This window comes from Allobosea sp. P4_E12 (genome assembly GCF_056401655.1).
In genome coordinates this window covers 16,898-39,672 of the sequence record NZ_JBFUIY010000012.1, presented here as the reverse complement: position 1 = coordinate 39,672, position 22,775 = coordinate 16,898, and the positions used below count along the sequence as shown (strand labels likewise).

The following is a 22,775-nucleotide window of genomic DNA, read 5'->3' as shown; positions in this document are numbered from 1 at the left end:
CCAGTTCCCGCCCTGCTTCCGGCAGAGCGCGCGGCCGGTGTGCTCATCTAGCCCCATTCCGTCCGCGATTGCCGCCCCCAGGAATTCGTTCAGGCTGTCGCGGCAACGGGTGTCGATCCTGCCCATAGCCCTGTTCTGCACGCTCGATCGGCTGGGTGGTTGATTGCACCGTACATGCGACGGCCCTTTGACCCTTTTGCAAGGCACCGGCCGTGAAGTGTCGTCATCCTGTGCGCGCGGATAACGCCGCAGAGGTCGCCGAGCCGTTCACAGGGACGCCGTTCTCGTGACGTGCACGATGATCCAGGGAGCCACCCACAGCAGCAGCAAGACGAGGATCAACAGCCACGCTCGCTGCCATCCGCACAATCCGACCAGTCCAGGGCCGGGGAGATGAGAGCTGCTGGCGCCTCCCCTGGACCGTGCCCCGTCGTTTCGCTCAGCTGTTCGAGCAGTTTTCCGATCGTGTCGCCCCGCACCGATCATCGCCGGGAGATCTGACGGATCGCGCCATCGAGACAGCCCAGTATGTGAGCGTCGCGAGCCTCTGAACGGAGCAGCGCCGGGTGGTCGCCAGCCTGCTCCACAGGCTCACCCGGCGGCCAGCTGGTTACCATCCCGATCGGGTCGATCATCTGCGCTGCCCGCGGATCTGCGACGCCATGCGCCTCAAGCCGGAGGCAGAGTTCCGCTCGCAATTGTCGAATGCGCGTCGCGTCCGTCATCGTTTCGCCCCCGCCCGGGACTGTTGGTTAACCACAGGTAAGCATGAGCAGATTTCGGCCGGCAAGCGGATTCATGTGCGAACAAAAAGCCGGCAATGGAGCCGGCTCGCCGCTCCGCGATGCCATGAAGCCGCCCTCTCCAATGGGGGTGGCCGTTGCGAGCGTGTTCGAAAGTTGTCGGCCGAACCGGCCTGTTGATAACTCGGCTGAGGTGCTTCGGCTGAGGAGCCCGCCGAATCCATCTTTGGACCGGTCCCCGGCCCTTTTTAGGGGTTCTGGGCCTCTGCCCGGTTCGAGCTTTCACGGCGCGCGACGGATCATGCGAGCAGCCGAAAGTGCCGATGAAATCGAGTTTGAGGCGACTTGTGTCTCGTTTTGCACTGCAAAAGTCAGCGGCTTGCGCCTGCCGGCGCACCCGACGGTTTGGAATTTGGGGAAGATGAATTTTGCCGGCACCTCGCGCTTGACACCGCCGGCCCGGCACCCTAATCCCAACCTCGCTGAGGCCAAGACGCCTTAGCCGCCCAGCGCGGGCGTAGCTCAGTTGGTTAGAGTGCCGGCCTGTCACGCCGGAGGTCGCGGGTTCGAGCCCCGTCGCCCGCGCCATTTATCTCAAGCAGATAGATGAAAATTCGCATCCACCGTTACAAGCGGTTTTTGGATGATGTTGGGCCCCGGGATGACTGCTCCTCCCGCCTTTGCCTCTCATTGTTTTCGGTGTGGTCCAAGCACGGTTTCGAGCGGCCCGTCACGACCTGCTTGATGCGTCGAAGTGACCGCCGCAGGCGCTGCAGATTCGCCGTCAGCACGCGCCGTCGATTCTCGCTTCGAATCGGAAGACGCTCTCGCGCCTATGGCACTGGTCGCAGCCACAGGGTGTGAATCACGCCGTCGTCAGTCCAGCCGATTCCGCATTCCAGCACGCCGGGCGCGGCGAAGCGCGCCTCATAGACATCGACCCCACTCTGTCCGACGCCGTTGAAGCGCAGCGCCTCCAGAGCCCCCTTGGCCAGCAACGCAGCGCTCACCAGGGAGAACTGCTCCTCGACGGCCACAGCCAGCTCCGGGCTCATCTTCTCGACATAGCGATGTCCAGCCTGATGCTCCTCGATGACGCGGCGCAGTGTCGTCTCGCTGTCGGGATGCGGGAGGTTGGACTGGACCCTGCGGCCCAGCGCCTCTGCGATCCTCCGGGCCTCGTCCGCGCTAATGCGCTCGGCCATCGATTCGTGGCCATCCTGATGGAGGACCAGGGCCTCGGCGCGCCCGCCAGGACCGGGAACAAAGCTGACCTGCGCTGCTGGAAACTTCAGAAAGAACTTCGTGGCGCTCTCGGCAAAGAGTTCCACGGGCATCTGCCCCGACGATTCCAGAAGAAGCGCATCGCCTCTACGGCTGATCGACAGGATCAGCCCGGAGGTGAGCCGGTAGTCCCCGACATAGCCGTCGAGCAGGGCCGGATCGATCGTGATAGCGGAGCGCGGCCGCGCTTGCTCATAGCGCCGCCAGGCGGCTTCGTCGGTCTGCGTTTCACTCATCGTGGCCTCCTTCGCCAGCTTGATCAGTTCGTCGGTCGACAATGAGCCGCCGGTCGACAGCTTCGCCCGCGCCGCCCCGACCAGGGACAGCCCACGCTCGGTACGGCTGTGCTGCTCCCGCAGGGCGGCTTGCTGCAGCGTCAGGATGCGATCGAGATCGACCGCCTTGCCCTGCAGCAGCGCGGTGATGCGTGCCAGGCTGAGCCCGAGCTGCTTCAGCGCAAGGACTTCATGCAGGCGGGCGATCTCGTCGGCGCCGTAGAGCCGCCACCCCTTCTCGCTGCGGCGCGGCTTGATCAGGCCGCGCTTCTCGTAGAGGCGTAGCGCACGCGCCGTCAGGCCAATGCGCTCGGCGCATTCCTGGGCGGCCAGCAGGTTGTTTCTGTCGGATCGGTTGCTCATCTCTGCTCCTCGCCCCCGGCGTAAGCTATGACCCAGGGACCGGCTCAAGCGCCTTCTTCGGCGAACGGTGGTCGAGCGGAGCCCAGCGCAATCACGATAGCCATCCGGAAACGAGAAAGGCCGGCAGCGATGCTGCCGGCCTTCTGGTCACTCGTGTGTCGTGCGGGATGACCGCGTCAGTGGGCGACGAGTCCGCCCGAAGCGTCATCCTCGGCCGCCTTGGGGCGAACCGCCGAGAGGTCCTCCTCCCAGACGATCGGCACCGGCTGGCGAATCAGCGCGTGCTGGAGCACCTGCTCCATGCGTGCGACCGGCACGATCTCCAGGCCGCTCTTCACCGACTTCGGCAGGTCGATCAGATCCTTGGCGTTGTCCTCGGGGATCAGCACCTTCTTGATGCCGCCTCTCAGCGCAGCCAGGAGCTTCTCCTTGAGGCCGCCGATCGGCAGCACCCTGCCCCGCAGCGTGACTTCGCCGGTCATGGCAAGATCACGACGGGTCGGAATGCCGGTCAGCACCGAGACGATCGCAGTCGCCATGGCGATACCGGCCGACGGACCGTCCTTCGGGGTCGCCCCCTCGGGAACGTGGACGTGGATGTCGCGCCGCTCGAAGAGTGGCGGCTCGATACCGAAATCGATGGCGCGCGAGCGGACATAGGATGCCGCTGCCGAGATCGATTCCTTCATCACGTCCCGCAGATTGCCTGTGACGGTCATCTTGCCCCGACCGGGCATCATGACGCCTTCGATCGTCAGCAGTTCGCCGCCGACCTCCGTCCAGGCAAGACCCGTGACGACACCAACCTGATCCTCGGTCTCGGCTTCGCCATAGCGGTAACGCGGCGGGCCGAGATAGTCCTCGAGCACGGTCGGGGTGATCGCGACCTTCTTCTTCTTGGTCAGGATGATGTCCTTCACCGCCTTGCGCACGGTGTTGGAAAGCTCGCGCTCGAGGTTGCGGACGCCGGCCTCGCGCGTATAGCGCCGGATCAGCGTCATCAGGGCCTCGTCATCGATCGACCATTCCTTGGATTCAAGGCCGTGCTTCTTGATCGTCTCCGGGATCAGGTGACGACGAGAGATCTCGACCTTTTCTTCCTCGGTGTAGCCAGCGATGCGGATCACCTCCATGCGGTCCAGAAGGGCCGGCGGAATGTTCAGCGTGTTGGCCGTGGTCACAAACATGACGTTCGAGAGGTCGTAGTCGACCTCCAGATAGTGGTCGTTGAAGGCGGCGTTCTGCTCGGGATCAAGCACCTCGAGCAGGGCCGCCGAGGGATCGCCACGGAAGTCCTGACCCATCTTGTCGATCTCATCGAGCAGGATGAGCGGATTGGCGGTCTTCGCCTTCTTCATCGACTGGATGATCTTGCCGGGCATCGAACCGATATAGGTGCGCCGGTGGCCACGGATCTCGGCCTCGTCACGCACGCCGCCGAGCGACATGCGCACGAACTCGCGGCCGGTCGCCTTGGCGATCGACTTGCCGAGCGAGGTCTTGCCGACACCCGGAGGGCCGACGAGGCACAGGATCGGGCCGGCGAGCCGGTTGGCGCGCTGCTGCACGGCGAGATATTCGACGATGCGGTCCTTGACCTTGTCGAGACCGTAGTGATCGTCGTCGAGCACCTGCTGGGCGACGGCGAGGTCCTTCTTGATCTTCGACTTCTTGCCCCACGGAATGCCGAGCATCCAGTCGAGATAGTTGCGGACCACCGTCGCCTCGGCCGACATCGGCGACATCTGGCGAAGCTTCTTCATCTCCGCCATCGCCTTGTCGCGGGCTTCCTTGGAGAGCTTGGTGTTGACGATGCGCTCTTCCAGTTCGGCCAGCTCGTCGCGGCCTTCCTCGCCGTCGCCAAGCTCCTTCTGGATCGCCTTCATCTGCTCGTTGAGATAGTACTCGCGCTGGGTCTTCTCCATCTGGCGCTTGACGCGCGAGCGGATGCGCTTCTCGACCTGCAGAACCGACATCTCGCTTTCCATCAGCGAGAGCACCTTCTCCAGCCGGTGCGCAACATTGACGATCTCGAGCACGGCCTGACGGTCGGCGATCTTGACGGCCAGGTGCGAGGCAACCGTGTCGGCAAGCTTGGAGGGCTCGTCGATCTGCGAGACGGCGGCGACGATCTCGGGCGAGATCTTCTTGTTGAGCTTCACATAGCTCTCGAACTCGCTGACGACAGAGCGGCCGAGCGCCTCGACCTCGACCTTCTTGCCTTCTTCCTCGGAGAGCCCGATCGCATCAGCCTGATAGAAGGCTTCCTCGGCGACATAGGACGTCGCCTTGGCGCGGCCGACGCCCTCGACCAACACCTTGACGGTGGAGTCGGGCAGCTTCAGCAACTGAAGCACGCGGGCAAGCGTGCCGATCTCATAAATGTCCTTGGTCGCCGGATCGTCATCGCCGGCGTTCTTCTGCGTCGCAAGCAGGATCAGGCCGTCGGTCTTGACCACTTCCTCAAGGGCGCGAATGGACTTCTCGCGCCCGACGAAGAGCGGGACGATCATATGCGGGAAAACGACGATGTCGCGCAGGGGGAGAACCGGATAGGTGCCGGTCTCGCCGGGAACGAAAGGAGCGCGGGGCGCCGAGCCAGTCATGACTTATCCTTTGCAGTTGCGCCCGGCGAACCCCCTGATGGGCGGAACGATCGGACGTAAGCGGCAAGACGACCATTCGCCTGACCGCCCCCGCGGGCCCCGCCCTTAGAAGGCGCGCGACTCTCGCAGGTGCACCTAAAGTGGAGGCTTCTGTGCCGGCTTTCAAGCAAGCCGAAGACGTCTTCCAACGTTGCTTTGTCGCAAGGAGCGTTCCGGCAAGGCAACCGCCTCTCGAACGCAAAACGCGCGCCAACAGGCGCGCGTTCCCGAAATGGCCAAATTCAGCGGAGCTCAGGCCGAGGCCGACTTCGTTTCTTCCTCGCGTTCCGCATAGATGAAGAGCGGACGCGACTTGTTCTCGACAGCCTCCGGCCCGATCACGACCTGCTCGACGCCTTCCAGCCCTGGCAGTTCGTACATGGTCTCGAGCAGGATGCTCTCCATGATCGAACGCAGGCCGCGTGCACCGGTCTTGCGCTCGATCGCCTTGCGCGCGATCAGGCTGACGGCCTCATCGGTGAAGGTGAGCTCGGTATCCTCCATCTCGAAGAGGCGCTGATACTGCTTCACCAGCGCGTTCTTCGGTTCGGTCAGGATCGTCTTCAGCGCCGCCTCGTCGAGATCCTCGAGCGTCGCCAGAACCGGCAGACGGCCGACGAATTCCGGGATCAGGCCAAATTTCAGCAGATCCTCGGGCTCGACCTCACGGAAGATCGCGCCGGTACGGCGGTCGTCCGGAGCCTTCACAATCGCGCCGAAGCCGATCGAGGTGCCCTTGCCACGGCTGGAGATGATCTTGTCCAGCCCGGCGAAGGCACCGCCGCAGATGAACAGGATGTTGGTGGTGTCGACCTGCAGGAATTCCTGCTGGGGATGCTTGCGCCCGCCCTGCGGCGGCACGGAGGCGACCGTGCCTTCCATGATCTTGAGCAGCGCCTGCTGGACGCCCTCGCCCGAGACGTCGCGGGTGATCGAGGGATTGTCTGACTTGCGGCTGATCTTGTCGATCTCGTCGATATAGACGATGCCGCGCTGTGCCCGCTCGACATTGTAGTCGGAGGCCTGGAGCAGCTTCAGGATGATGTTCTCGACATCCTCGCCGACATAGCCCGCCTCGGTCAGCGTCGTCGCATCCGCCATCGTGAAGGGCACATCAAGGATGCGGGCGAGAGTCTGCGCGAGCAGCGTCTTGCCCGAACCGGTCGGCCCGATCAGCAGGATGTTCGACTTCGCCAGCTCGACGTCGTTGTGCTTCGTCGCGTGCGAAAGCCGCTTGTAGTGGTTGTGAACCGCGACCGAGAGCACCTTCTTGGCGTGGTCCTGGCCGATGACATAGTCATCCAGCACCTTGCGGATCTCGCGCGGGGTCGGGACGCCGTCCTTCGACTTCACCAGCGCGGATTTGGATTCCTCGCGGATGATGTCCATGCAGAGCTCGACGCACTCGTCGCAGATGAACACGGTCGGTCCCGCAATCAGCTTGCGAACCTCGTGCTGGCTCTTGCCGCAGAAGGAGCAGTAGAGCGTGCTCTTCGAATCGCCGCTGCTGACCTTACTCATCGTTCATCTCCATTTCCGGAGTCGGTCCACACCAGCCGAAGCGGATGCGGGCGTCGTCTCTCCGTCATAATAGGCCGCTCAGTTCGCGATTATTAGGTTAACGCGTCAGGTCGAGACATCCGACCTGAAAACCTGACCCAAAACCGGACACCAGCTGCGCCTGTCCGCTCACCCGAGTCCCCATGCAAGCATGGGGCCGCTTTCCAAATCAATATGGGACGCCCGGCTGATCAAGCCAACCCACAGATAGCGGGGCGGCTCGTCGCAGCCGACACCAGACGGGGGCCGAAACGCCCAAGGCGTGTTTCGGCCCCTGCCCGGTTCTCCATTCCGGCCCGATCAGGCCGCGGCGTCTTCCGGACGCCGATCAATGACCTTGTCGATCAGGCCGAAATCACGGGCCGCCTCGGCGGTCATGAAGTTGTCGCGCTCGAGCGCAGCCTCGACCTCGTCGTAGTTGCGGCCGGTATGCCTGACATAGATCTCATTCAGCCGGCGCTTGAGGTTCTCGACCTCGCGCGCGTGGATCAGGATATCGGTGACCTGGCCCTGAAAGCCGCCGGAGGGCTGGTGCACCATGATGCGCGCATTCGGCAGCGCGAAGCGCATGTCCTTGGCGCCCGCGGTCAGCAACAGCGAGCCCATCGAGGCCGCCTGCCCGACGCACAATGTCGTGACCGGGCAGCGGATGAATTGCATCGTATCATAGATCGACAGGCCCGACGTGACCACGCCGCCCGGCGAGTTGATGTAGAAGGAAATTTCCTTCTTCGGATTCTCGGCCTCGAGAAACAGCAGCTGCGCCACGATCAGCGAGGCGGAGAAATCCTCGACCGGGCCGGTCAGGAAGATGATGCGTTCCCGCAGCAGGCGCGAGTAGATGTCGAAGGCGCGCTCACCGCGGCTCGACTGCTCGACCACCATCGGGACGAGATTGTTGTAGGTCTCGATCGGATCGCGCAGCATGGGTCTGTCCTTGGGGTCGCGGTCGCCGGGAATCAGCGGATTTCGTGAATACCATCCACATAAGCACGCAGATCGTGGCTGAAAAGGGAAGCGCCGCCCTGGCCATTGCCGGGCGGCGCCAATCTTGAATCAAGGTTTCCGAAAGTCTCAGGCCGAAGCGTCGTCGGCCTTGGCAGCGTCGTCCGCCTTGGCCTCGGACTTCTTGGCCTTCTTGGCGGCTGCCTTCTTCGGCTTGGCCTCACCGGCCTCCTCGGTGGCGTCCTCATCGGCGTAGAGCGCCTCGCGGCTGACCGTCTGGTCCTCGACCTTCACCTGACTGAGCAGATGGTCGACGACCTTCTCCTCGAAGATCGGGGCGCGGATCTCCGCGAGAGCCTGCGGGTTCTTCTGGTAGAACTCCCAGACCTGCTTCTCCTGGCCGGGGAATTGACGGACTCGCTCGACCAGGGCCTGGGTGACCTCGTCATCCGAGATCTGAACCTTGGCCTGCTCACCGATTTCGGCAAGCACGAGGCCCAGGCGCACCCGGCGCTCGGCGATCCGGCGGTACTCGGCGCGAGCCTCGTCCTCTGTGGTGTTCTCGTCCGCGAAGGTCTTCTTCGCGTCCTTCATGTCGGCCTCGACCTGGCTCCAGACGGCAGCGAACTCCTGCTCGACCAGGGTCGGCGGCAGCTCGAACGTGTACTTGCCATCAAGCGCGTCGAGCAGGCTCTTCTTGATCTTGCGGCGCGACTGGGCGCCGAAATCACGGCCGATCTGCTCGCGAACGGCGCTCTTGAGCGCATCGAGCGACTCCATGCCGAAGCCCTTGGCGAGCTCGTCGTCGATCTTGAGGGCGTCGGGACCCTGCACGTCGTCGACGGTGACCTCGAACTCGGCCGGCTTACCGGCAAGGTGGGTCGCGGTGTAGTTCTCCGGGAACGTCACCTTGACGGTGCGCTTCTCGCCGGTCTTGGCGCCCTCGAGCTGATCCTCGAAGCCCGGGATGAACTGCCCCGCGCCGAGATCGAGCGGAATGCCCTCGCCGGTGCCGCCGTCGAAGGGTTCGCCCTCGAGCGTGCCGACGAAGGAGATCATCAGGCGATCGCCCTTCTCGGCCTTGGCCTTCGCACCCTTCGAGGTGAAGCTGCGGTTCTGCGACGCCATGCGCTCGAGCGCGGCATCGACTTCGCTCTCAGGCACTTCCGCCACCGGCTTGACCAGGGAAACGTCGGAGATGTCGGCGAGTTCGATCTTCGGCAGGACCTCGAGCGCGACCGTGAAGGCGAGGTCGCCCTTGGCCTCCATCGCGGCCTCGATCTCGTCCTTGTTCTCCGGGAACCGGATCTGCGGCTCGAAAGCGAGCTTCAGGCCGTTATCCGCGACGATCTTCTGGTTGGCCTCGTTGACTGCATTCTGCAGCACATCGGCCATGACCGAACGGCCATAGAGCCGGCGCAGATGCGCGACCGGTACCTTGCCGGGGCGGAAACCGTTGATACGCGCCTTGCCCTGCAGGCCCTGCAGGCCATCATCGAGCCTGGTCTTGAGGTCGGCAGCGTTCAGCACCACCTGGAATTCGCGCTTGAGGCCCTGGGACAGGGTTTCGGTCACGTTCATTGTTTCGTTCCGCCAACTGCTCGTTAATTCAAAAATCCAAACGCGCGCCGTCGGGTTGCCCGCCGCCGCGCTTGAGAAATCCGGCCAAGTCTGGTGCGGGCGGAGGGACTCGAACCCCCACGACTTTCGCCGCTGGAACCTAAATCCAGTGCGTCTACCAATTCCGCCACGCCCGCCGACCCGATGCGCTGCGCGCGAGCAAACGCAGCGCCGCCATCGTTGGGCCGCGGTGCTATACGCATTTCAGGCGCGGCATGCAGCAAAAAAATGCGACGGTTCTGCGAAGCCGTTGAATCAGGGGCGCCATACCGGCCTCTCGCCAGATCGCGCGCCACGGATTATGCCGCTTGCCATGACCGACAGAAGCGCTCGCCGTCCTCCTTCTCACAGTTGCCAGGCGACCATGCCGACACGGCGCATCGTGCTGGCGGGACTGGGCGCCTGTGCAGTCCTGGGCGAGGCGGGCGCACAATCCTTGCCGGCCACCACCCCAGTGAAGTCCCGGACGGAGAACGCCGATTCAGCCGCGCTGCCGAACCGGAACCTCGTTGCCGGCCCGGCGAAGACACGCCTGCGGCCGCCTCCGGCCCCGGAGAGCGAAGTCTGGGCCGTCGACGGTGAAACGCCTGGGCCCGTATTGCGGATCAAGCTGGGACAGACGCTGCGGCTCCGGCTGGAGAACCGAACGACGAGACCGCTGAGCCTGCATTGGCATGGCCTGCGCGGATCGTCCGAGATGGATGGCGTCGGAGGCTTCAGCCAGCAGCCGATCGCGCCGGGAGCCAGCTTCGAATACCGGCTGACGCCGCCCGATTCGGGCTTCTTCCTGTATCGCCCTCTCCTCGTCGGCGCCTCGTCCGAGCCGGCAGGACGCGGCCTGGCCGGCCTGCTCATCGTTGAGGAGACTGAGCCGCCACGCGTCGATCTCGACCTGCCGGTGGTGGTGACCGACTGGCTGCTGGGCGACGACCAATCGATCCAGGCCTTTGACGCGAAGGGGCCCGAAGGAGCCGCCGCCGGCCGGCTCGGTAACTGGATCACCGTCAATGGCAAGGCGCCGCCGCAGCGCATCGCGGTGCTCCCGGGGGCACGCGTTCGGTTGCGCCTCGCCAATGCCTGCAATGCCCGGATCACGCGGCTGCGTTTCGACGGCATCAAGCCCTTCGTCATGGCCGTCGACAGCCAGCCGACCGATAATTTCGAACCCGTGCGCGCTCAGCTGCCCTTCGCCCCCGGCACGCGCTACGATCTCGTCTTCGACATGCCGGACGAAGCGGGGGCCACAGCAATGGTCACGGCGCTGACCGGCTCGGGCGTTCCTCTGCTGCGCTTCGTCGCGGAGGGAGCAAGGCAGGCGGCGGCAGGCGAGGTCGCTGCGCTCAAGCCGAATCCGGCCTTGCCGCTCGCCGTGCGACTGCAGGACGCCAAGCGTAGCGAAGTCGTCGTGACCGGCGGAGCCAAGGTCACCGCCGACAGCAAACTGGACCTCTCCGGCCTCGATCTCGCCCGGCCCTGGGCGATTAACGGTGCAGTCGGCACGCCTGATGCCAAGCCCCTCTTCAGCGTCAGGCGCGGCGCGCCGGTGGTGATCGCGATCGATAATCGCACTGCTTTCCTGCAGCCGTTCCATGTCCACGGCCATAGTTTTCGCCTGCTGCATCCGCTCGACGACGGCTGGGAGCCCTATTTCCTCGATACCGTCCAGATCCCCGAAGGGCGGCGGCTGCACATCGCCTTCATCGCCGACAATCCTGGCCGCTGGCTGATTTCGTCGACCGTGCTGGAGCGCTTCGATCTCGGTCTCTGGACCTGGTTCGAGGTGACCTGAGCTGCGGCCCCGGCTTGACCTCAGCCGGACGAGCGACCTAAGCCCGCCACCAGCAACCGCATTGGAGCCGCCATGTCCGCCAACGCCATCGTCACGATCGGCGCCGACCTCGCGAGGCCGGTCCGCTTCGGCAACGCCCTGCCGCTTGCCCTGATCGCCGGCCCCTGTCAGATGGAAAGCCGCGAGCACGCGCTAGAAATCGCGCTTGCGCTCAAGGAGATAGCGGCAAGACTTGAGATCGGACTGGTCTTCAAGACCTCCTTCGACAAGGCGAACCGGACCAGCGTCAAGGGGCAGCGCGGCATGGGCCTCGAGGCCGCCCTGCCCGTCTTCGCCGAGATCCGCGAACGCACCGGCCTGCCGGTCCTGACCGATGTGCACGAGGCCGGGCAATGCGCCGCCGTGGCCGAGGTCGTCGACGTCCTGCAGATTCCTGCCTTCCTGTGCCGTCAGACCGATCTGCTGGTTGCAGCCGCACAGACCGGGCGCGTCGTCAACGTCAAGAAGGGCCAGTTCCTGGCCCCCTGGGACATGGTCAACGTCGCGGCCAAGATCACCGAGAGTGGCAATCCGAATGTCATGGTCACCGAGCGCGGAGCGTCCTTCGGCTACAACACGCTTGTCACCGACATGCGGTCGCTGCCGATCATGGCCGACGGCATCGGGGCACCGGTGATCTTCGACGCAACGCATTCCGTCCAGCAGCCGGGCGGCAAGGGCGCCTCCACAGGCGGTCAGCGCGAATTCGTGCCCGTGCTGTCGCGGGCCGCGGTCGCGGTCGGCGTCGCCGGCCTCTTCATCGAGACCCATCCCGACCCCGACAATGCGCCGTCGGACGGCCCCAACATGGTGCCGCTCGCGGACTTCCCTGCGCTGATCGCAGAGCTGCAAGGCTTTGATCGGCTTGCCAAGGCGAGGCGCGCGCCGGTTTAAGGCGCGTATGGACAAGCCCGTTACCGCAACCAAGCCCGCCTCGCTGCGCCCGCTGATCCTGGTCCTCGGGGCCTGCGGCTTCGCATCGACCTTCACCATGCGGATCCTCGATCCGCTGGTGCCGACACTGGCAGCTGAGTTCGGCCGGACGATTGCGCAGATCGCCGCCATGGCAACTGCGTTCTCCTTTGCCTACGCGGTCGGTCAGCCCTTCCTGGGCCCGATCGCGGATTCGGTCGGCAAGCTGCGGACGATCAGTGTCTGCCTCGGCTTGCTTGCCCTGCTCTCGATGGCTGCCGCCTTCTCCCTGTCCTTCGACGTACTGACGGTGATCCGGGCGAGTACGGGCATCGTTGCCGGCGGCGTCATCCCCATCGCCATGGCCGCGATCGGCGACCGCGCGCCAATGGCCGAGCGGCAGGTACTGCTCGGACGCTTCCTTGTCCTGATGATCGTCGGGCAAATGGCCGGGGCCGCCTGCTCGGGCGTCATCGCGGAGCATTTCGGCTGGCGCAGTGTCTTCGTGATGGCCGCTGCCATGGCGGCGGCTGCAGCGCTTCTGGTCATCGTCGTGCTGAAGCCGCGCCCGGACGCGGCACGGCTGCCGCTCAGCTTTGCGGGCGCGCTGGCGAATTACAGATCCGTCTTCGCCAACCCGCGCAGCAAGCTGCTCTATGCGATCGTCATCACCGAGGGCAGCCTGATCTTCGGCATGCCGCCCTATGTCGCGGCGATCCTGCAGGAGCGCTCAGGGATCGGCCCCTCGCTGGCCGGGCTGGTGATCGCCGGAACCGGGCTTGGCGGCATCATCTACGGGATCCTGACCCGCATCCTGGTCGAGCGCCTCGGACCGGCCCGCATGACGGTCACCGGCGGGCTCCTGATGGCGACGGGCTATGTGCTGTTCTCGCTGCCCTTCTTACCCTGGTGGAGCGCGGTTGGCCTGTTCACCCTGAACGGGTTCGGCTTCTTCCTGATGCACGGCACCTTCCAGGCTCAGGCGACCGAGCTCGCTCCGACAGCGCGCGGCTCGGCCGTCTCGCTCTTCGCCTGCGCGCTGTTCCTTGGCCATGCGATCGGCCCCGTCGCCATGGGCATCGCGCTGCATCTGCTCGGCACGACAGGCGCGATCCTGCTCTTTGCGGCAGGGATCGGCCTGCTTGGCATCGTGACGCCGCGCATCCTGCCGCTGGCAGGCTCGCGGACCTGAACTCAGCGGCCGCGGTAAGGAGCGACGCCCTGATCGGGCAGCCAGAGCCCCTTCGGCGGCTCGCCGGTCTGCCAGAACACATCGATCGGGATGCCGCCGCGCGGGTACCAATAGCCGCCGATGCGGAACCATTCCGGCTCGAGCAGCTCGACCAGTGTTTTGCCGATATTGACGGTGCAATCCTCGTGGAAGGCTCCGTGGTTGCGGAACGACCCGAGATAGAGCTTCAGCGACTTCGATTCGACCAGCCATTGGCCGGGCAGATAATCGATGACCAGGATGCCGAAATCGGGTTGGCCGGTCACCGGGCAGATCGAGGTGAATTCCGGGCATGTGAAGCGCGCGAGATAATTCGTGCCGGCATGCGGATTGGGCACACGGTCGAGGCGGGCCTCCTCGGGAGATTGCGGCAGTGCACTGGCATGGCCCAGTTGCAGGGTCGAGGCGTCGATCGTCATGGTCATGGCTCCTTGAAGGCGGCCTTCTAGAGCCTCGGGCGCGCCCGCGCCACCGGCCAATCGCCGCGACGCCTCTTTCCGTTACGCCTGCGCTTGGCTAGAAGCGCGGCATCCTTCCGTTTCGCCTCGCACCGGAGCCTCCCATGACCGCGATCATCGACATCATCGGCCGCCAGATCCTCGACAGCCGTGGCAATCCGACCGTCGAGGTCGACGTCGTGCTCGAGGATGGCTCGATGGGCCGCGCCGCGGTCCCCTCCGGCGCCTCGACGGGCGCGCATGAAGCCGTAGAGCTGCGTGACGGCGACAAGAGCCGCTATCTCGGCAAGGGCGTGCTGAAGGCCGTCGAAATCGTCAACACCACGATCGCCGAAGCCCTCGTCGCCATGGATGCCGAGGACCAGGCCGCGATCGACCAGACCATGATTGATCTCGACGGAACGCCGAACAAGAAGAAGCTCGGCGCCAACGCSATYCTCGGCGTCTCGCTCGCCGTCGCCAAGGCCGCAGCCGAATGCTCGGGCCTGCCGCTCTATCGCTATGTCGGCGGCACCTCCGCCCGCGTCCTGCCCGTGCCGATGATGAACATCGTCAATGGCGGCGCCCATGCCGACAACCCGATCGACTTCCAGGAATTCATGATCATGCCGGTCGGCGCGCCTTCCTGCGCGGAAGCCCTGCGCATGGGCGCCGAGGTCTTCCACACGCTGAAGAAGGCTCTGCACGACGCCGGCCACAACACCAAYGTCGGCGACGAGGGCGGCTTCGCGCCGAACCTGAAATCGGCCGAGGCTGCGCTCGATTTCGTCATGCAGGCGGTCGAGAAGGCCGGCTACCGGCCGGGCGAAGACATCGCGCTGGCACTCGACTGCGCCGCGACGGAGTTCTTCAAGGACGGCTCCTACGTCTATGAAGGCGAACGCAAAACCCGCGATCCGAAGGCGCAGGCCAAATACCTCGCCAAGCTCGTCGGCAACTACCCGATCGTCTCGATCGAGGACGGCATGGCCGAGGATGACTGGGAGGGCTGGAAGGCTCTGACCGATCTCGTCGGCAGCAAGTGCCAGCTCGTGGGCGACGATCTCTTCGTCACCAACGTCACCCGCTTGTCGCAGGGCATCAAGAGCAAGACCGCGAACTCGATCCTGGTGAAGGTCAACCAGATCGGCTCGCTGACCGAGACGCTTGCCGCCGTCGAGATGGCGCAGCGCGCCGGCTACACCGCGGTGATGTCGCACCGCTCGGGCGAGACCGAGGACGCAACGATCGCCGATCTCGCTGTCGCCACCAATTGCGGGCAGATCAAGACGGGCTCGCTTGCCCGCTCCGACCGTACCGCGAAGTACAACCAGCTGCTGCGCATCGAGGAAGAACTCGGCGCCCAGGCGATCTATGCCGGCCGCTCGGCGCTGAAGGCGCTGGCCTGAAGCTGAAGGCGCCTGCTCTCACCAACTCGGCAGGAGCTGGCTTGCCGTCGAGACCGTCCAGGTCCCGGCGGCACCGACCCGATCGGCGAGGCCGCCCAGCGCGCGGCCGGCCCGCGTAACGCCGTCTGGCAGTTCCAGTCCCAGCAGGCTTGGCCCGCGCGTTGAAGCGACGGCCGTCGTGGCGTCCCCCGCGGAGGCCGCCAGTTGCAGCGGTGGCGAAATCGGCAAAGGCTGCGCTGCCGCGACGCTTGGCTTGCTCCGCTCGCGCGGGACCGTGTGCGCCGCCGCAGTGACGGGCGCGCTGCTACGTTGCGGTTCAAAGCGAGCCAAGGCGGGTGTCGTGCCGGCTGGCAGCGCCCAGGCTGTCGCCATCGGCATCAGCAACGTCGCCGGCACAGCCAAGGCCCTGGTGGGCGAGACGGACTCCGCATTGCCGGCGCTCATCTGATCGCGATGCCGCTCCAGGAACTTGCTCACGGGCGCTTCCGAGGCATTTGCAAGCTCGGCATCAGGCTGCGACGCCCGGACGATCTGCTCAGCCATGGTCGCGCGATGGGCAGCTCCGGACTGGATCTGAAGAAAGGCCAGAACTCCGGCGGCAGCCACGGAGGCCGTGACCGAAACCGCGACCTGGCCGCCGAAGCTGCGCAGAACCCGGCCGATCGCCATCTTCGTCGTATCGTCGTTCATGAGTTCATCCCTTGGTCGCCTCGAGAGAAGAGGCCGGACACGGCGACAAAATGGCGCAGCCGGGGAGCAATTGCGGCCCTCGACAGATTTCCCATCCCGCGACGGGTGCGGGCGCGCCATGCAGCATCGGGCATATCGCGATTGTGCGATGCGGGATTAATCGAAGCATGGACAAGATCGCCGACGCTTCGCTGATGGATCAAAAGGCAGTACGGCTGCGCTGGCGTCTCGCCGTCATCGGCATGCTGTGCAGCGTGCTGATCTTCGGCTCGAACTTCGTGATCAGCCGCCACGCCGTGCTCAACGGACTGAGCCAGCACGATCTGCTAGCCCTGCGCTTCACGACCGCTGGTCTTCTGCTGTTGCCAATCTTCCTCAGGGATGGGGGCTTGGCGACATGCGGCGGCGTGACCTGGCGGCGCGGAATCTGGCTCGCGATCACCAGCGGCTTTCCGATGACCTATCTGATGCTGACCGGGCTGACGCTAGCCCCGGCGGCTCATGGCGCCACCATCGGCCCTGGAACGGTGACGCTGATCGGCATCGCAGGAAGTGTCGTGCTGTTTGGCGCCATGCTGACGCGGAACCTGATCATCGGCGTCATCGGAGTTCTCGCAGGCCTGGCCTGCCTCGGCATAGCCGGCAGCACCGCTTCGACGGCCGGCACCTTGCGCGGCGATCTCTGCTTTCTCGGCGTCGGGCTGCTCTGGGGCTTCTACCCGCTGCTGATCCAGCTCTGGAAGGTGAACGGGCTAAAGGCGGCGGCGATCGTCTCGGTCCTGTCGATGGCCTATCTGCCGTTCTACTTCCTGTTCTATTTCCGCGGCTTCGATGTCGCGCCGTGGTGGGTGCTCGTCGCGCATGCGCTCAACCAGGGCGTGCTCAACGTCATCATCGGCCTGTGGATCTGGGGCTGGGCGGCACATGTGCTCGGCGCCTCCGTCGTCGGGCGTTTTCCCCCTTTGATCCCGGTGACGGGCACCCTGCTCGCCATCCCGATCCTGGGCGAGATCCCGGGCCCGCTTCAGGTGGTGGGCTTCATCCTGATCATTGGCGGCCTATTCATCGCGTCATGGCGCCGCCCGACGCGTGCGACGGGCAATAGTCATCAGGCCCAGATTCCAGCCGACGCAAAGCAGAAGCCCGAGGCCGAGCGCCGGCCATGAGCCGAGCGGCACCGCCGTCAGGTGAACAAGGCCAAGCGCAAGGCCGAATCCGAGAAGGCCGAGCGCGCAGTTGGCGATGACGGCCGCCGTCGCGGGGCCACCAATGCGCGGCTGTAGCATCGCGATGAGGCTCGACAGAACGATGGGAAAAGCCGCCAGCACGCCGGACCAACCCGGGCCGACGCGTGCGCTGATGGTCGTCACCGTCCCCGCCAGCCCGGCGACGCAAGCGGCGCGCAGCGGGATCGCGTACCAGGGCCGCCCGGGAGGCGCCGCCGGCCGCGCCGCCAGATACGGCCTGAAGAGCATGTGAAGGCCGGCAAAGACCGCCACAGTCAGTGCAGCCATAACCATGACCGGCGGCGTGAGCTGCCGCAGCACGATGGCAATCGTGAACCACGTCGCCAGCCCCGTCACGAGGCTCGCCACCATGCCGAGGCGCTGGGCGAGCAGGACATAGACCAGCGCCAGACCGGCATTTGAGAGATTGGCAGCCATGCTGCCGAGCGCACCGGCGGCGATGAAGGCCGGGTCGTGGTCGAGCGCCAGAAAGACATAGACCGGCCCGGCCGAAATCGGCAGCGTCGCGATCAGGGCCGCAACGAGCGGACCGGTCCGCTCGGCCAGCAGCGAGCAACCGACGACGATCGCTGCCGCGGTCGCCATCTTGAGCAGCAGCATGCCGAGCCAGGGGTCGATCATCGCTCCAGCCGGGACTTGGCTGTCGCAATCGCGATCATGCCGGCTCGCCCTTCGCCCAGCCTTCCTTGGTCTCCGCGATGAAATCGACCAGCGTTCCGGCCGCGATCGCAGCGCGCAGCCCGGCCATCAGATCCTGATAGTAGGCGAGATTGACCCAGGTCAGCAGCATCTTGCCGAGCATCTCGTCGGCCTTGACGAGATGGTGCAGATAGGCGCGCGCATAGCCGTTGGCAGCCTGGCAGCTCGACTGCGCGTCGATCGGCCGGGGATCGTCGGCGTGCTTGGCATTGCGCAGGTTCATCCGGCCGAAGCGGGTGAAGATCTGGCCATGGCGCCCGGCACGGGTCGGCATCACGCAGTCGAACATGTCGATGCCGCGGCTCACCGACTCGACGATATCGTCGGGAGTGCCGACGCCCATCAGGTAGCGCGGGCGCTCCTGCGGCAGATGCGGCTCTACCGTCTCGATCATCGCGAGCATCACGTCCTGCGGCTCGCCGACCGCAAGGCCGCCGATCGCATAGCCCTTGAGGTCCATGTCGACGAGCGACCTGGCACTCTCGACACGCAGGGACGGCACGGAACCGCCCTGGACGATGCCGAAGAGCGCCCTGCCCGCGGGATTGCCGAAGGCCGTCTTGCAGCGTTCGGCCCAGCGCAGCGACAGGCGCATCGCCTTCTCGGCGACGATATCCTCGCATGGCAGCGAGACGCATTCGTCGAGCTGCATGACGATGTCGGAGCCGAGCAGGTTCTGGATCTCGACCGAGCGCTCGGGCGAGAGCATGTGGCGCGAGCCGTCGATATGCGACTGGAAGGTCACGCCCTCCTCGGTCAGCTTCCGAAGCTGGGAGAGCGACATCACCTGGAACCCGCCGGAATCGGTGAGGATCGGGTGCTGCCAGTTCATGAAACTGTGCAGGCCGCCAAGACCCGCGATGCGCTCCGCGCCGGGGCGCAGCATCAGGTGATAGGTATTGCCGAGCACCACATCGGCGCCGAGCGCCTTGACCTGCTCGGGATACATTCCCTTCACGGTCGCGGCTGTGCCGACCGGCATGAAGGCCGGGGTGCGGATTACGCCGCGTGGCATGCGGATCTCGCCGGTACGGGCAGCGCCGTCCCGACCGAGCAGATGGAAGCTGAAATCGGTTGTCATGCGCAGCGAGGTAGCGCAGCCGCAGCGACAACGGAAGTGCAGCGCACGCCGGCCCACCGTGACGGCACGGCCGAGCCCGGCATGGCCATGGTCCTGGATCAGCGCGGGAAGGCCGCCTCGTAGAGCGCCGGCTTGAAACCGACCAATGTCCGCGAGCCAAGGTCGAGCACCGGCCGCTTGACCAGGGAGGGCTGCGCCAGCATCAAGGAAATTGCCTTGCCAGTGTCGAGCCCCTGCTTGTCGGTATCGGCCAACGCCCGAAACGTGGTGCCGGCGCGGTTCAGGATCGTTTCCCAGCCATGTTCCGCGCACCATGCCTCGAGACTGGCGCGCGCCACGCCAACGGCCTTGTAGTCATGGAAGCGATAGGCGACCCCGTGCTCGTCCAGCCAGGTTCGGGCCTTCTTCATCGTGTCGCAGTTCTTGATGCCGTAAATCGTGATCGCCATGTCGCCCTCTGCCTGAACGCCTTGGTCTAGGCAGGGATTGGGCCAGGCTCAACCGACGCGCGCCTTCTCCCCCAGAAAATCGAGCAACGCCCGGATACGCGCCGGCAGAGGTCCGCCCTGCCCGAGATAGACGGCGTGCACCTCCTCGAGATCGCCCGGATTGCTCTCCTCCAGAACCGGCCGCAGTCTTCCGGCCCGAATATCCTCGCGCACGGTGAAGGTCGCCAGCCGCGCGAGCCCCACCCCCGCGACAGCCAGATGCCGCAATGCCTCGCCATCGCTGGTCTGCGTGCTGCCGACGATCGGGACGGTGACGGCTTGACCGCCATCGAGCAGCGGCCAGCCTTCTATGGTGCGGGCGTAGCAGAGGCCGATACGGTTATGGCCGTCGAGTTCCGCGACACTCTTCGGCTCGCCGAACCGCTCCAGATAGATCGGCGCCGCGACGATCGTCATGCGGGTCGCGCCGAGCTTGCGGGCGATGAGATTGGAGCTCTTCAGCGGACCGGCCCTGACCGCGACATCGGTACGCTCTTCCATGAGGTCGATGATGGCATCGGTCTGCACGAGGTTGAGCGTCACGCCCGGGTAGCGCGCCAGGAATTCCGGCACGACCGGCGCGAGAATATGCGTGCCGTAGGAGGCGTTGGTATTGAGGCGAATGCGGCCCGCCGGGCTCTCGCTGGAGGAGGCGCTACGCTCCGCCTCGTCCAGGTCGGCCAGGACACGGATGCTGCGCTCATAAAAGATGCCGCCTTCGGGCGTGAGCTGGAGCTTGCGCGTCGAGCGGTTGACCAGTCTCGTGCCAAGGCGGCTCTCCAGCCGGGCGACGAGCTTGCTGACGGCCGAAGGCGTCATCCGGAAGGCACGGGCCGCCGCCGAGAAGCCGCCGAGCTCGACGACCCGGGCAAAGACCTCCATCTCGCCGGAGCGGTTGATCTCCAAACGCGCCATGATGAATTCATCTCACAAATGATATTCCTTGCGGCAGTCTAACGCACGATGCTGCAGCGCGCCATCTTGCCGCGAGACATCCTCCCGTCTTGCGGACAACCACCATGCCCATTGCACTCTATGCTCTCACCGCCGGCGCCTTCGGCATCGGCGTCACCGAATTCGTCATCATGGGACTCCTGATCGAGGTCAGCGCCGATCTCGGCGTCTCGATCGCTTCGGCCGGCCTGCTGATCTCCGGCTATGCGCTGGGCGTCGTCGTGGGGGCGCCGCTGATGACAGCCTTCACCGCGCGCTGGCCGCGCAAAACCGTGCTGCTCGCCCTCATGGTCATCTTCACGCTCGGCAACGCCGCCTGCGCTCTGGCTCCGGACTACGGACTGCTGATGGCAGCGCGCATCCTCACCGCCTTCGCGCATGGCACCTTCTTTGGCGTCGGCTCGGTCGTCGCCACCGGCCTGGTGCCGCAGGAGCGCAAGGCCTCTGCCATCGCGATCATGTTCACCGGCCTGACGATCGCCAATATCCTCGGTGTGCCGTTCGGCACCTGGCTCGGGCAGCAGCTCGGCTGGCGCGCCACCTTCTGGGCTGTGACGCTCGTCGGCATCGTCGCGCTCGCCATCATCGCGGCCTTCGTGCCGAAGGATAAGGCGGCACCGGAGGCGAGCGACTGGCGCACCGATTTGAAGGCGATGGCGCAACGCCCCTTACTGCTCGGCCTGCTGACGACTGTCCTCGGCTTTGCCGGCGTCTTCGCGGTCTTCACCTATATCGCGCCAATCCTGACCAAGGTGACCGGGCTCGGCGATAGCCTGGTCTCACCGGTCATGCTCGTCTTCGGGGGTGGGTTGATCATCGGCAACCTGATCGGCGGGCGGCTGGCCGACCGTTACCTGGTCCCGACGGTGATCGGCAGCATGCTCGTCCTGGCGCTGGTGCTCGGGCTGATGACCTTCGCCATTCACGACGGCATCGCAGCCACCATCTTCGTCGGGCTGCTCGGCGCCGCCGGCTTCGCCACCGTCCCTCCCCTTCAGATCTGGGTGCTGGAGAAGGCTTCCGGGGCTGGCCAGAGCCTCGCCTCCAGCCTCAACATCGCCGCCTTCAATCTCGGCAATGCGCTCGGCGCCTGGGCGGGCGGCGCGGTGATCGACCATGGGCCCGGCCTGACGGCCGTCCCCCTCGTCGCAGCGCTGATGCCGATCGGCGGCCTCGTGGTCGCCCTCTGGAGCCTGCGCCTCGATCGCAAAGCCGCGGTCACGGCACCGGCCCTGAGTGGCTGCTGAGCGATTTCATCCAACCAGACTTATCTGCTCCATCACACCACCAAGGAGAGCCATCATGGACTATCGTAATCTCGGAGCATCCGGCCTCAAGGTCCCCGCCCTCAGCTTCGGCGCCGGAACCTTCGGTGGCCAGGGTCCGCTCTTCGGCGCCTGGGGCACCACCGACGCCAGAGAAGCCCGGCGACTGGTCGACATCTGCCTTGAGGCCGGTCTCACCCTGTTCGACACCGCCGATGTCTATTCCAACGGAGCGTCCGAGGAGGTGCTGGGCGAGGCGATCAAGGGGCGCCGCAACGAGGTGCTGATCTCGACCAAGACCAGCCTTCCGATGGGCGATGGACCAAACGATGCCGGATCGTCGCGCCCGCGCCTGATCAAGGCGGTCGAAGATGCGCTCCGCCGGCTCGGCACCGAGCATATCGACCTGTTGCAGCTCCACGCCTTCGATGCCCATACGCCGATCGAGGAGGTCCTGTCGACGCTCAGTGACCTCGTGCGCGCCGGCAAGCTCCGCTATGTCGGCGTCTCCAACTTTGCCGGCTGGGAGCTGATGAAGTCGCTCGCACTCGCGGAGAGGCATGGCTACCCGCGCTATGTCGCGCATCAGGTCTATTACTCGCTGGTCGGGCGTGACTACGAATGGGAACTGATGCCGCTCGGGCGCGACCAGGGCGTGGGCGCATTGGTCTGGAGCCCGCTCGGCTGGGGCCGCCTCACCGGTAGGCTGCGCCGCGGCCAGCCGCTGCCGGAGGGAAGCCGCCTGCACCAGACCGCCGAGTTCGGTCCGCCGGTCGACGATCACAGGCTCTATGCGGTGGTCGATGCGCTCGACGAGGTCGCCAAGGAGACCGGCCGATCGGTACCGCAAATCGCGATCAACTGGCTGCTTCAGCGCCCGACCGTGTCGAGCGTCATCATCGGCGCCCGCAACGAGGAGCAGCTCCGGCAGAATCTCGGAGCGGTCGGCTGGTCGCTGACTGCAGAGCAGATCGCACGGCTGGATGCAGCAAGCAGCGTGACCGCGCCTTATCCCTATTTTCCCTATCGCCGTCAGGCGGGGTTTGCGCGGCTCAACCCGCCCATCGTCTGAGACAGCAGGACAAGCCAGCCTGACGCC

Annotated in this window: 18 protein-coding genes and 2 tRNA genes; 8 read left to right on the top strand and 12 right to left on the bottom strand. The window is 65.5% G+C overall.

Annotation, left to right across the window (positions count from 1 at the left end):
• Nucleotides 1–1,254: 1,254 nt before the first annotated feature.
• A tRNA-Asp gene (locus tag AC1DW9_RS16845) sits at nucleotides 1,255–1,331 on the top strand.
• Nucleotides 1,332–1,576: 245 nt separating this feature from the next.
• Here AC1DW9_RS16845 and AC1DW9_RS16840 read toward each other — a convergent pair.
• The 6 genes from AC1DW9_RS16840 to AC1DW9_RS16815 all read right to left on the bottom strand — a co-directional run bounded on the left by AC1DW9_RS16840 (nucleotide 1,577) and on the right by AC1DW9_RS16815 (nucleotide 9,572).
• The gene (locus AC1DW9_RS16840) at nucleotides 1,577–2,665 is read right to left on the bottom strand and encodes a MerR family transcriptional regulator (protein ID WP_476775421.1); all 1,089 of its coding nucleotides are present in this window, start codon (nucleotides 2,663–2,665) and stop codon (nucleotides 1,577–1,579) included.
• Nucleotides 2,666–2,841: 176 nt separating this feature from the next.
• A complete protein-coding gene (gene lon, locus AC1DW9_RS16835; protein WP_069880649.1) occupies nucleotides 2,842–5,271 on the bottom strand; it encodes an endopeptidase La in 2,430 nt (809 codons plus the stop codon).
• Between the two features lie 291 nt (nucleotides 5,272–5,562).
• On the bottom strand, nucleotides 5,563–6,831 hold the full coding sequence (clpX, locus tag AC1DW9_RS16830) for an ATP-dependent Clp protease ATP-binding subunit ClpX (protein WP_441491880.1): 1,269 nt from the start codon (nucleotides 6,829–6,831) through the stop codon (nucleotides 5,563–5,565).
• 339 nt (nucleotides 6,832–7,170) lie between these two features.
• A complete protein-coding gene (locus AC1DW9_RS16825; RefSeq protein WP_441480223.1) occupies nucleotides 7,171–7,797 on the bottom strand; it encodes an ATP-dependent Clp protease proteolytic subunit in 627 nt (208 codons plus the stop codon).
• Nucleotides 7,798–7,944: 147 nt separating this feature from the next.
• Nucleotides 7,945–9,396: a trigger factor gene (gene tig, locus AC1DW9_RS16820; protein ID WP_441491881.1), complete on the bottom strand. Its 1,452-nt coding sequence runs from the start codon at nucleotides 9,394–9,396 to the stop codon at nucleotides 7,945–7,947.
• Nucleotides 9,397–9,487: 91 nt separating this feature from the next.
• A tRNA-Leu gene (locus AC1DW9_RS16815) sits at nucleotides 9,488–9,572 on the bottom strand.
• 227 nt (nucleotides 9,573–9,799) lie between these two features.
• Here AC1DW9_RS16815 and AC1DW9_RS16810 point away from each other — a divergent pair.
• From AC1DW9_RS16810 to AC1DW9_RS16800, 3 genes are all read left to right on the top strand, one after another.
• On the top strand, nucleotides 9,800–11,224 hold the full coding sequence (locus tag AC1DW9_RS16810) for a multicopper oxidase family protein (RefSeq protein WP_441505499.1): 1,425 nt from the start codon (nucleotides 9,800–9,802) through the stop codon (nucleotides 11,222–11,224).
• A gap of 72 nt (nucleotides 11,225–11,296) precedes the next feature.
• On the top strand, nucleotides 11,297–12,157 hold the full coding sequence (kdsA, locus tag AC1DW9_RS16805) for a 3-deoxy-8-phosphooctulonate synthase (protein ID WP_441505498.1): 861 nt from the start codon (nucleotides 11,297–11,299) through the stop codon (nucleotides 12,155–12,157).
• Nucleotides 12,158–12,164: 7 nt separating this feature from the next.
• Nucleotides 12,165–13,367 (top strand): MFS transporter, encoded by a 1,203-nt coding sequence (locus AC1DW9_RS16800; protein ID WP_441505497.1) that lies wholly within the window; start codon nucleotides 12,165–12,167, stop codon nucleotides 13,365–13,367.
• 2 nt (nucleotides 13,368–13,369) lie between these two features.
• On the opposite strand, the gene queF is transcribed toward AC1DW9_RS16800, so the two are convergent.
• Nucleotides 13,370–13,825 (bottom strand): preQ(1) synthase, encoded by a 456-nt coding sequence (gene queF, locus AC1DW9_RS16795; protein WP_441505496.1) that lies wholly within the window; start codon nucleotides 13,823–13,825, stop codon nucleotides 13,370–13,372.
• Between the two features lie 143 nt (nucleotides 13,826–13,968).
• On the opposite strand from queF, the gene eno reads away from it, so the two are divergent.
• The gene (gene eno / locus AC1DW9_RS16790; RefSeq protein WP_476775422.1) at nucleotides 13,969–15,252 is read left to right on the top strand and encodes a phosphopyruvate hydratase; all 1,284 of its coding nucleotides are present in this window, start codon (nucleotides 13,969–13,971) and stop codon (nucleotides 15,250–15,252) included.
• 18 nt (nucleotides 15,253–15,270) lie between these two features.
• Here eno and AC1DW9_RS16785 read toward each other — a convergent pair whose 3' ends face one another.
• Nucleotides 15,271–15,942: a hypothetical protein gene (locus tag AC1DW9_RS16785; RefSeq protein ID WP_441505495.1), complete on the bottom strand. Its 672-nt coding sequence runs from the start codon at nucleotides 15,940–15,942 to the stop codon at nucleotides 15,271–15,273.
• Nucleotides 15,943–16,109: 167 nt separating this feature from the next.
• On the opposite strand from AC1DW9_RS16785, the gene AC1DW9_RS16780 reads away from it, so the two are divergent.
• Nucleotides 16,110–17,108: a DMT family transporter gene (locus tag AC1DW9_RS16780; protein ID WP_441505494.1), complete on the top strand. Its 999-nt coding sequence runs from the start codon at nucleotides 16,110–16,112 to the stop codon at nucleotides 17,106–17,108.
• Here the strand turns inward: AC1DW9_RS16780 and AC1DW9_RS16775 are convergent.
• The 4 genes from AC1DW9_RS16775 to AC1DW9_RS16760 form a co-directional block, all read right to left on the bottom strand.
• Complete coding sequence (locus AC1DW9_RS16775; RefSeq protein WP_441505493.1) at nucleotides 17,013–17,810, bottom strand: hypothetical protein; 798 nt, start codon at nucleotides 17,808–17,810, stop codon at nucleotides 17,013–17,015. The two genes, AC1DW9_RS16780 and AC1DW9_RS16775, sit on opposite strands and share 96 nt — an antisense overlap.
• A gap of 34 nt (nucleotides 17,811–17,844) precedes the next feature.
• Nucleotides 17,845–18,969, bottom strand: a complete 1,125-nt coding sequence (tgt, locus tag AC1DW9_RS16770) for a tRNA guanosine(34) transglycosylase Tgt (RefSeq protein ID WP_441505492.1) — start codon at nucleotides 18,967–18,969, stop codon at nucleotides 17,845–17,847.
• A gap of 98 nt (nucleotides 18,970–19,067) precedes the next feature.
• Nucleotides 19,068–19,418, bottom strand: a complete 351-nt coding sequence (locus AC1DW9_RS16765) for an ArsC family reductase (protein ID WP_441505491.1) — start codon at nucleotides 19,416–19,418, stop codon at nucleotides 19,068–19,070.
• 48 nt (nucleotides 19,419–19,466) lie between these two features.
• Nucleotides 19,467–20,372 carry a LysR family transcriptional regulator gene (locus AC1DW9_RS16760; protein WP_441505490.1) on the bottom strand — a complete coding sequence of 302 codons (906 nt, stop codon included), beginning with the start codon at nucleotides 20,370–20,372 and terminating at the stop codon, nucleotides 19,467–19,469.
• Nucleotides 20,373–20,476: 104 nt separating this feature from the next.
• Here AC1DW9_RS16760 and AC1DW9_RS16755 point away from each other — a divergent pair, with 104 nt between their 5' ends.
• Together AC1DW9_RS16755 and AC1DW9_RS16750 are read left to right on the top strand one after the other, a co-directional pair.
• Nucleotides 20,477–21,658 (top strand): MFS transporter, encoded by a 1,182-nt coding sequence (locus tag AC1DW9_RS16755; protein ID WP_441505489.1) that lies wholly within the window; start codon nucleotides 20,477–20,479, stop codon nucleotides 21,656–21,658.
• 55 nt (nucleotides 21,659–21,713) lie between these two features.
• Entirely contained in the window at nucleotides 21,714–22,748 is a 1,035-nt protein-coding gene (locus tag AC1DW9_RS16750; RefSeq protein WP_441491893.1) for an aldo/keto reductase, read from the top strand.
• Nucleotides 22,749–22,775 lie beyond the last annotated feature (27 nt).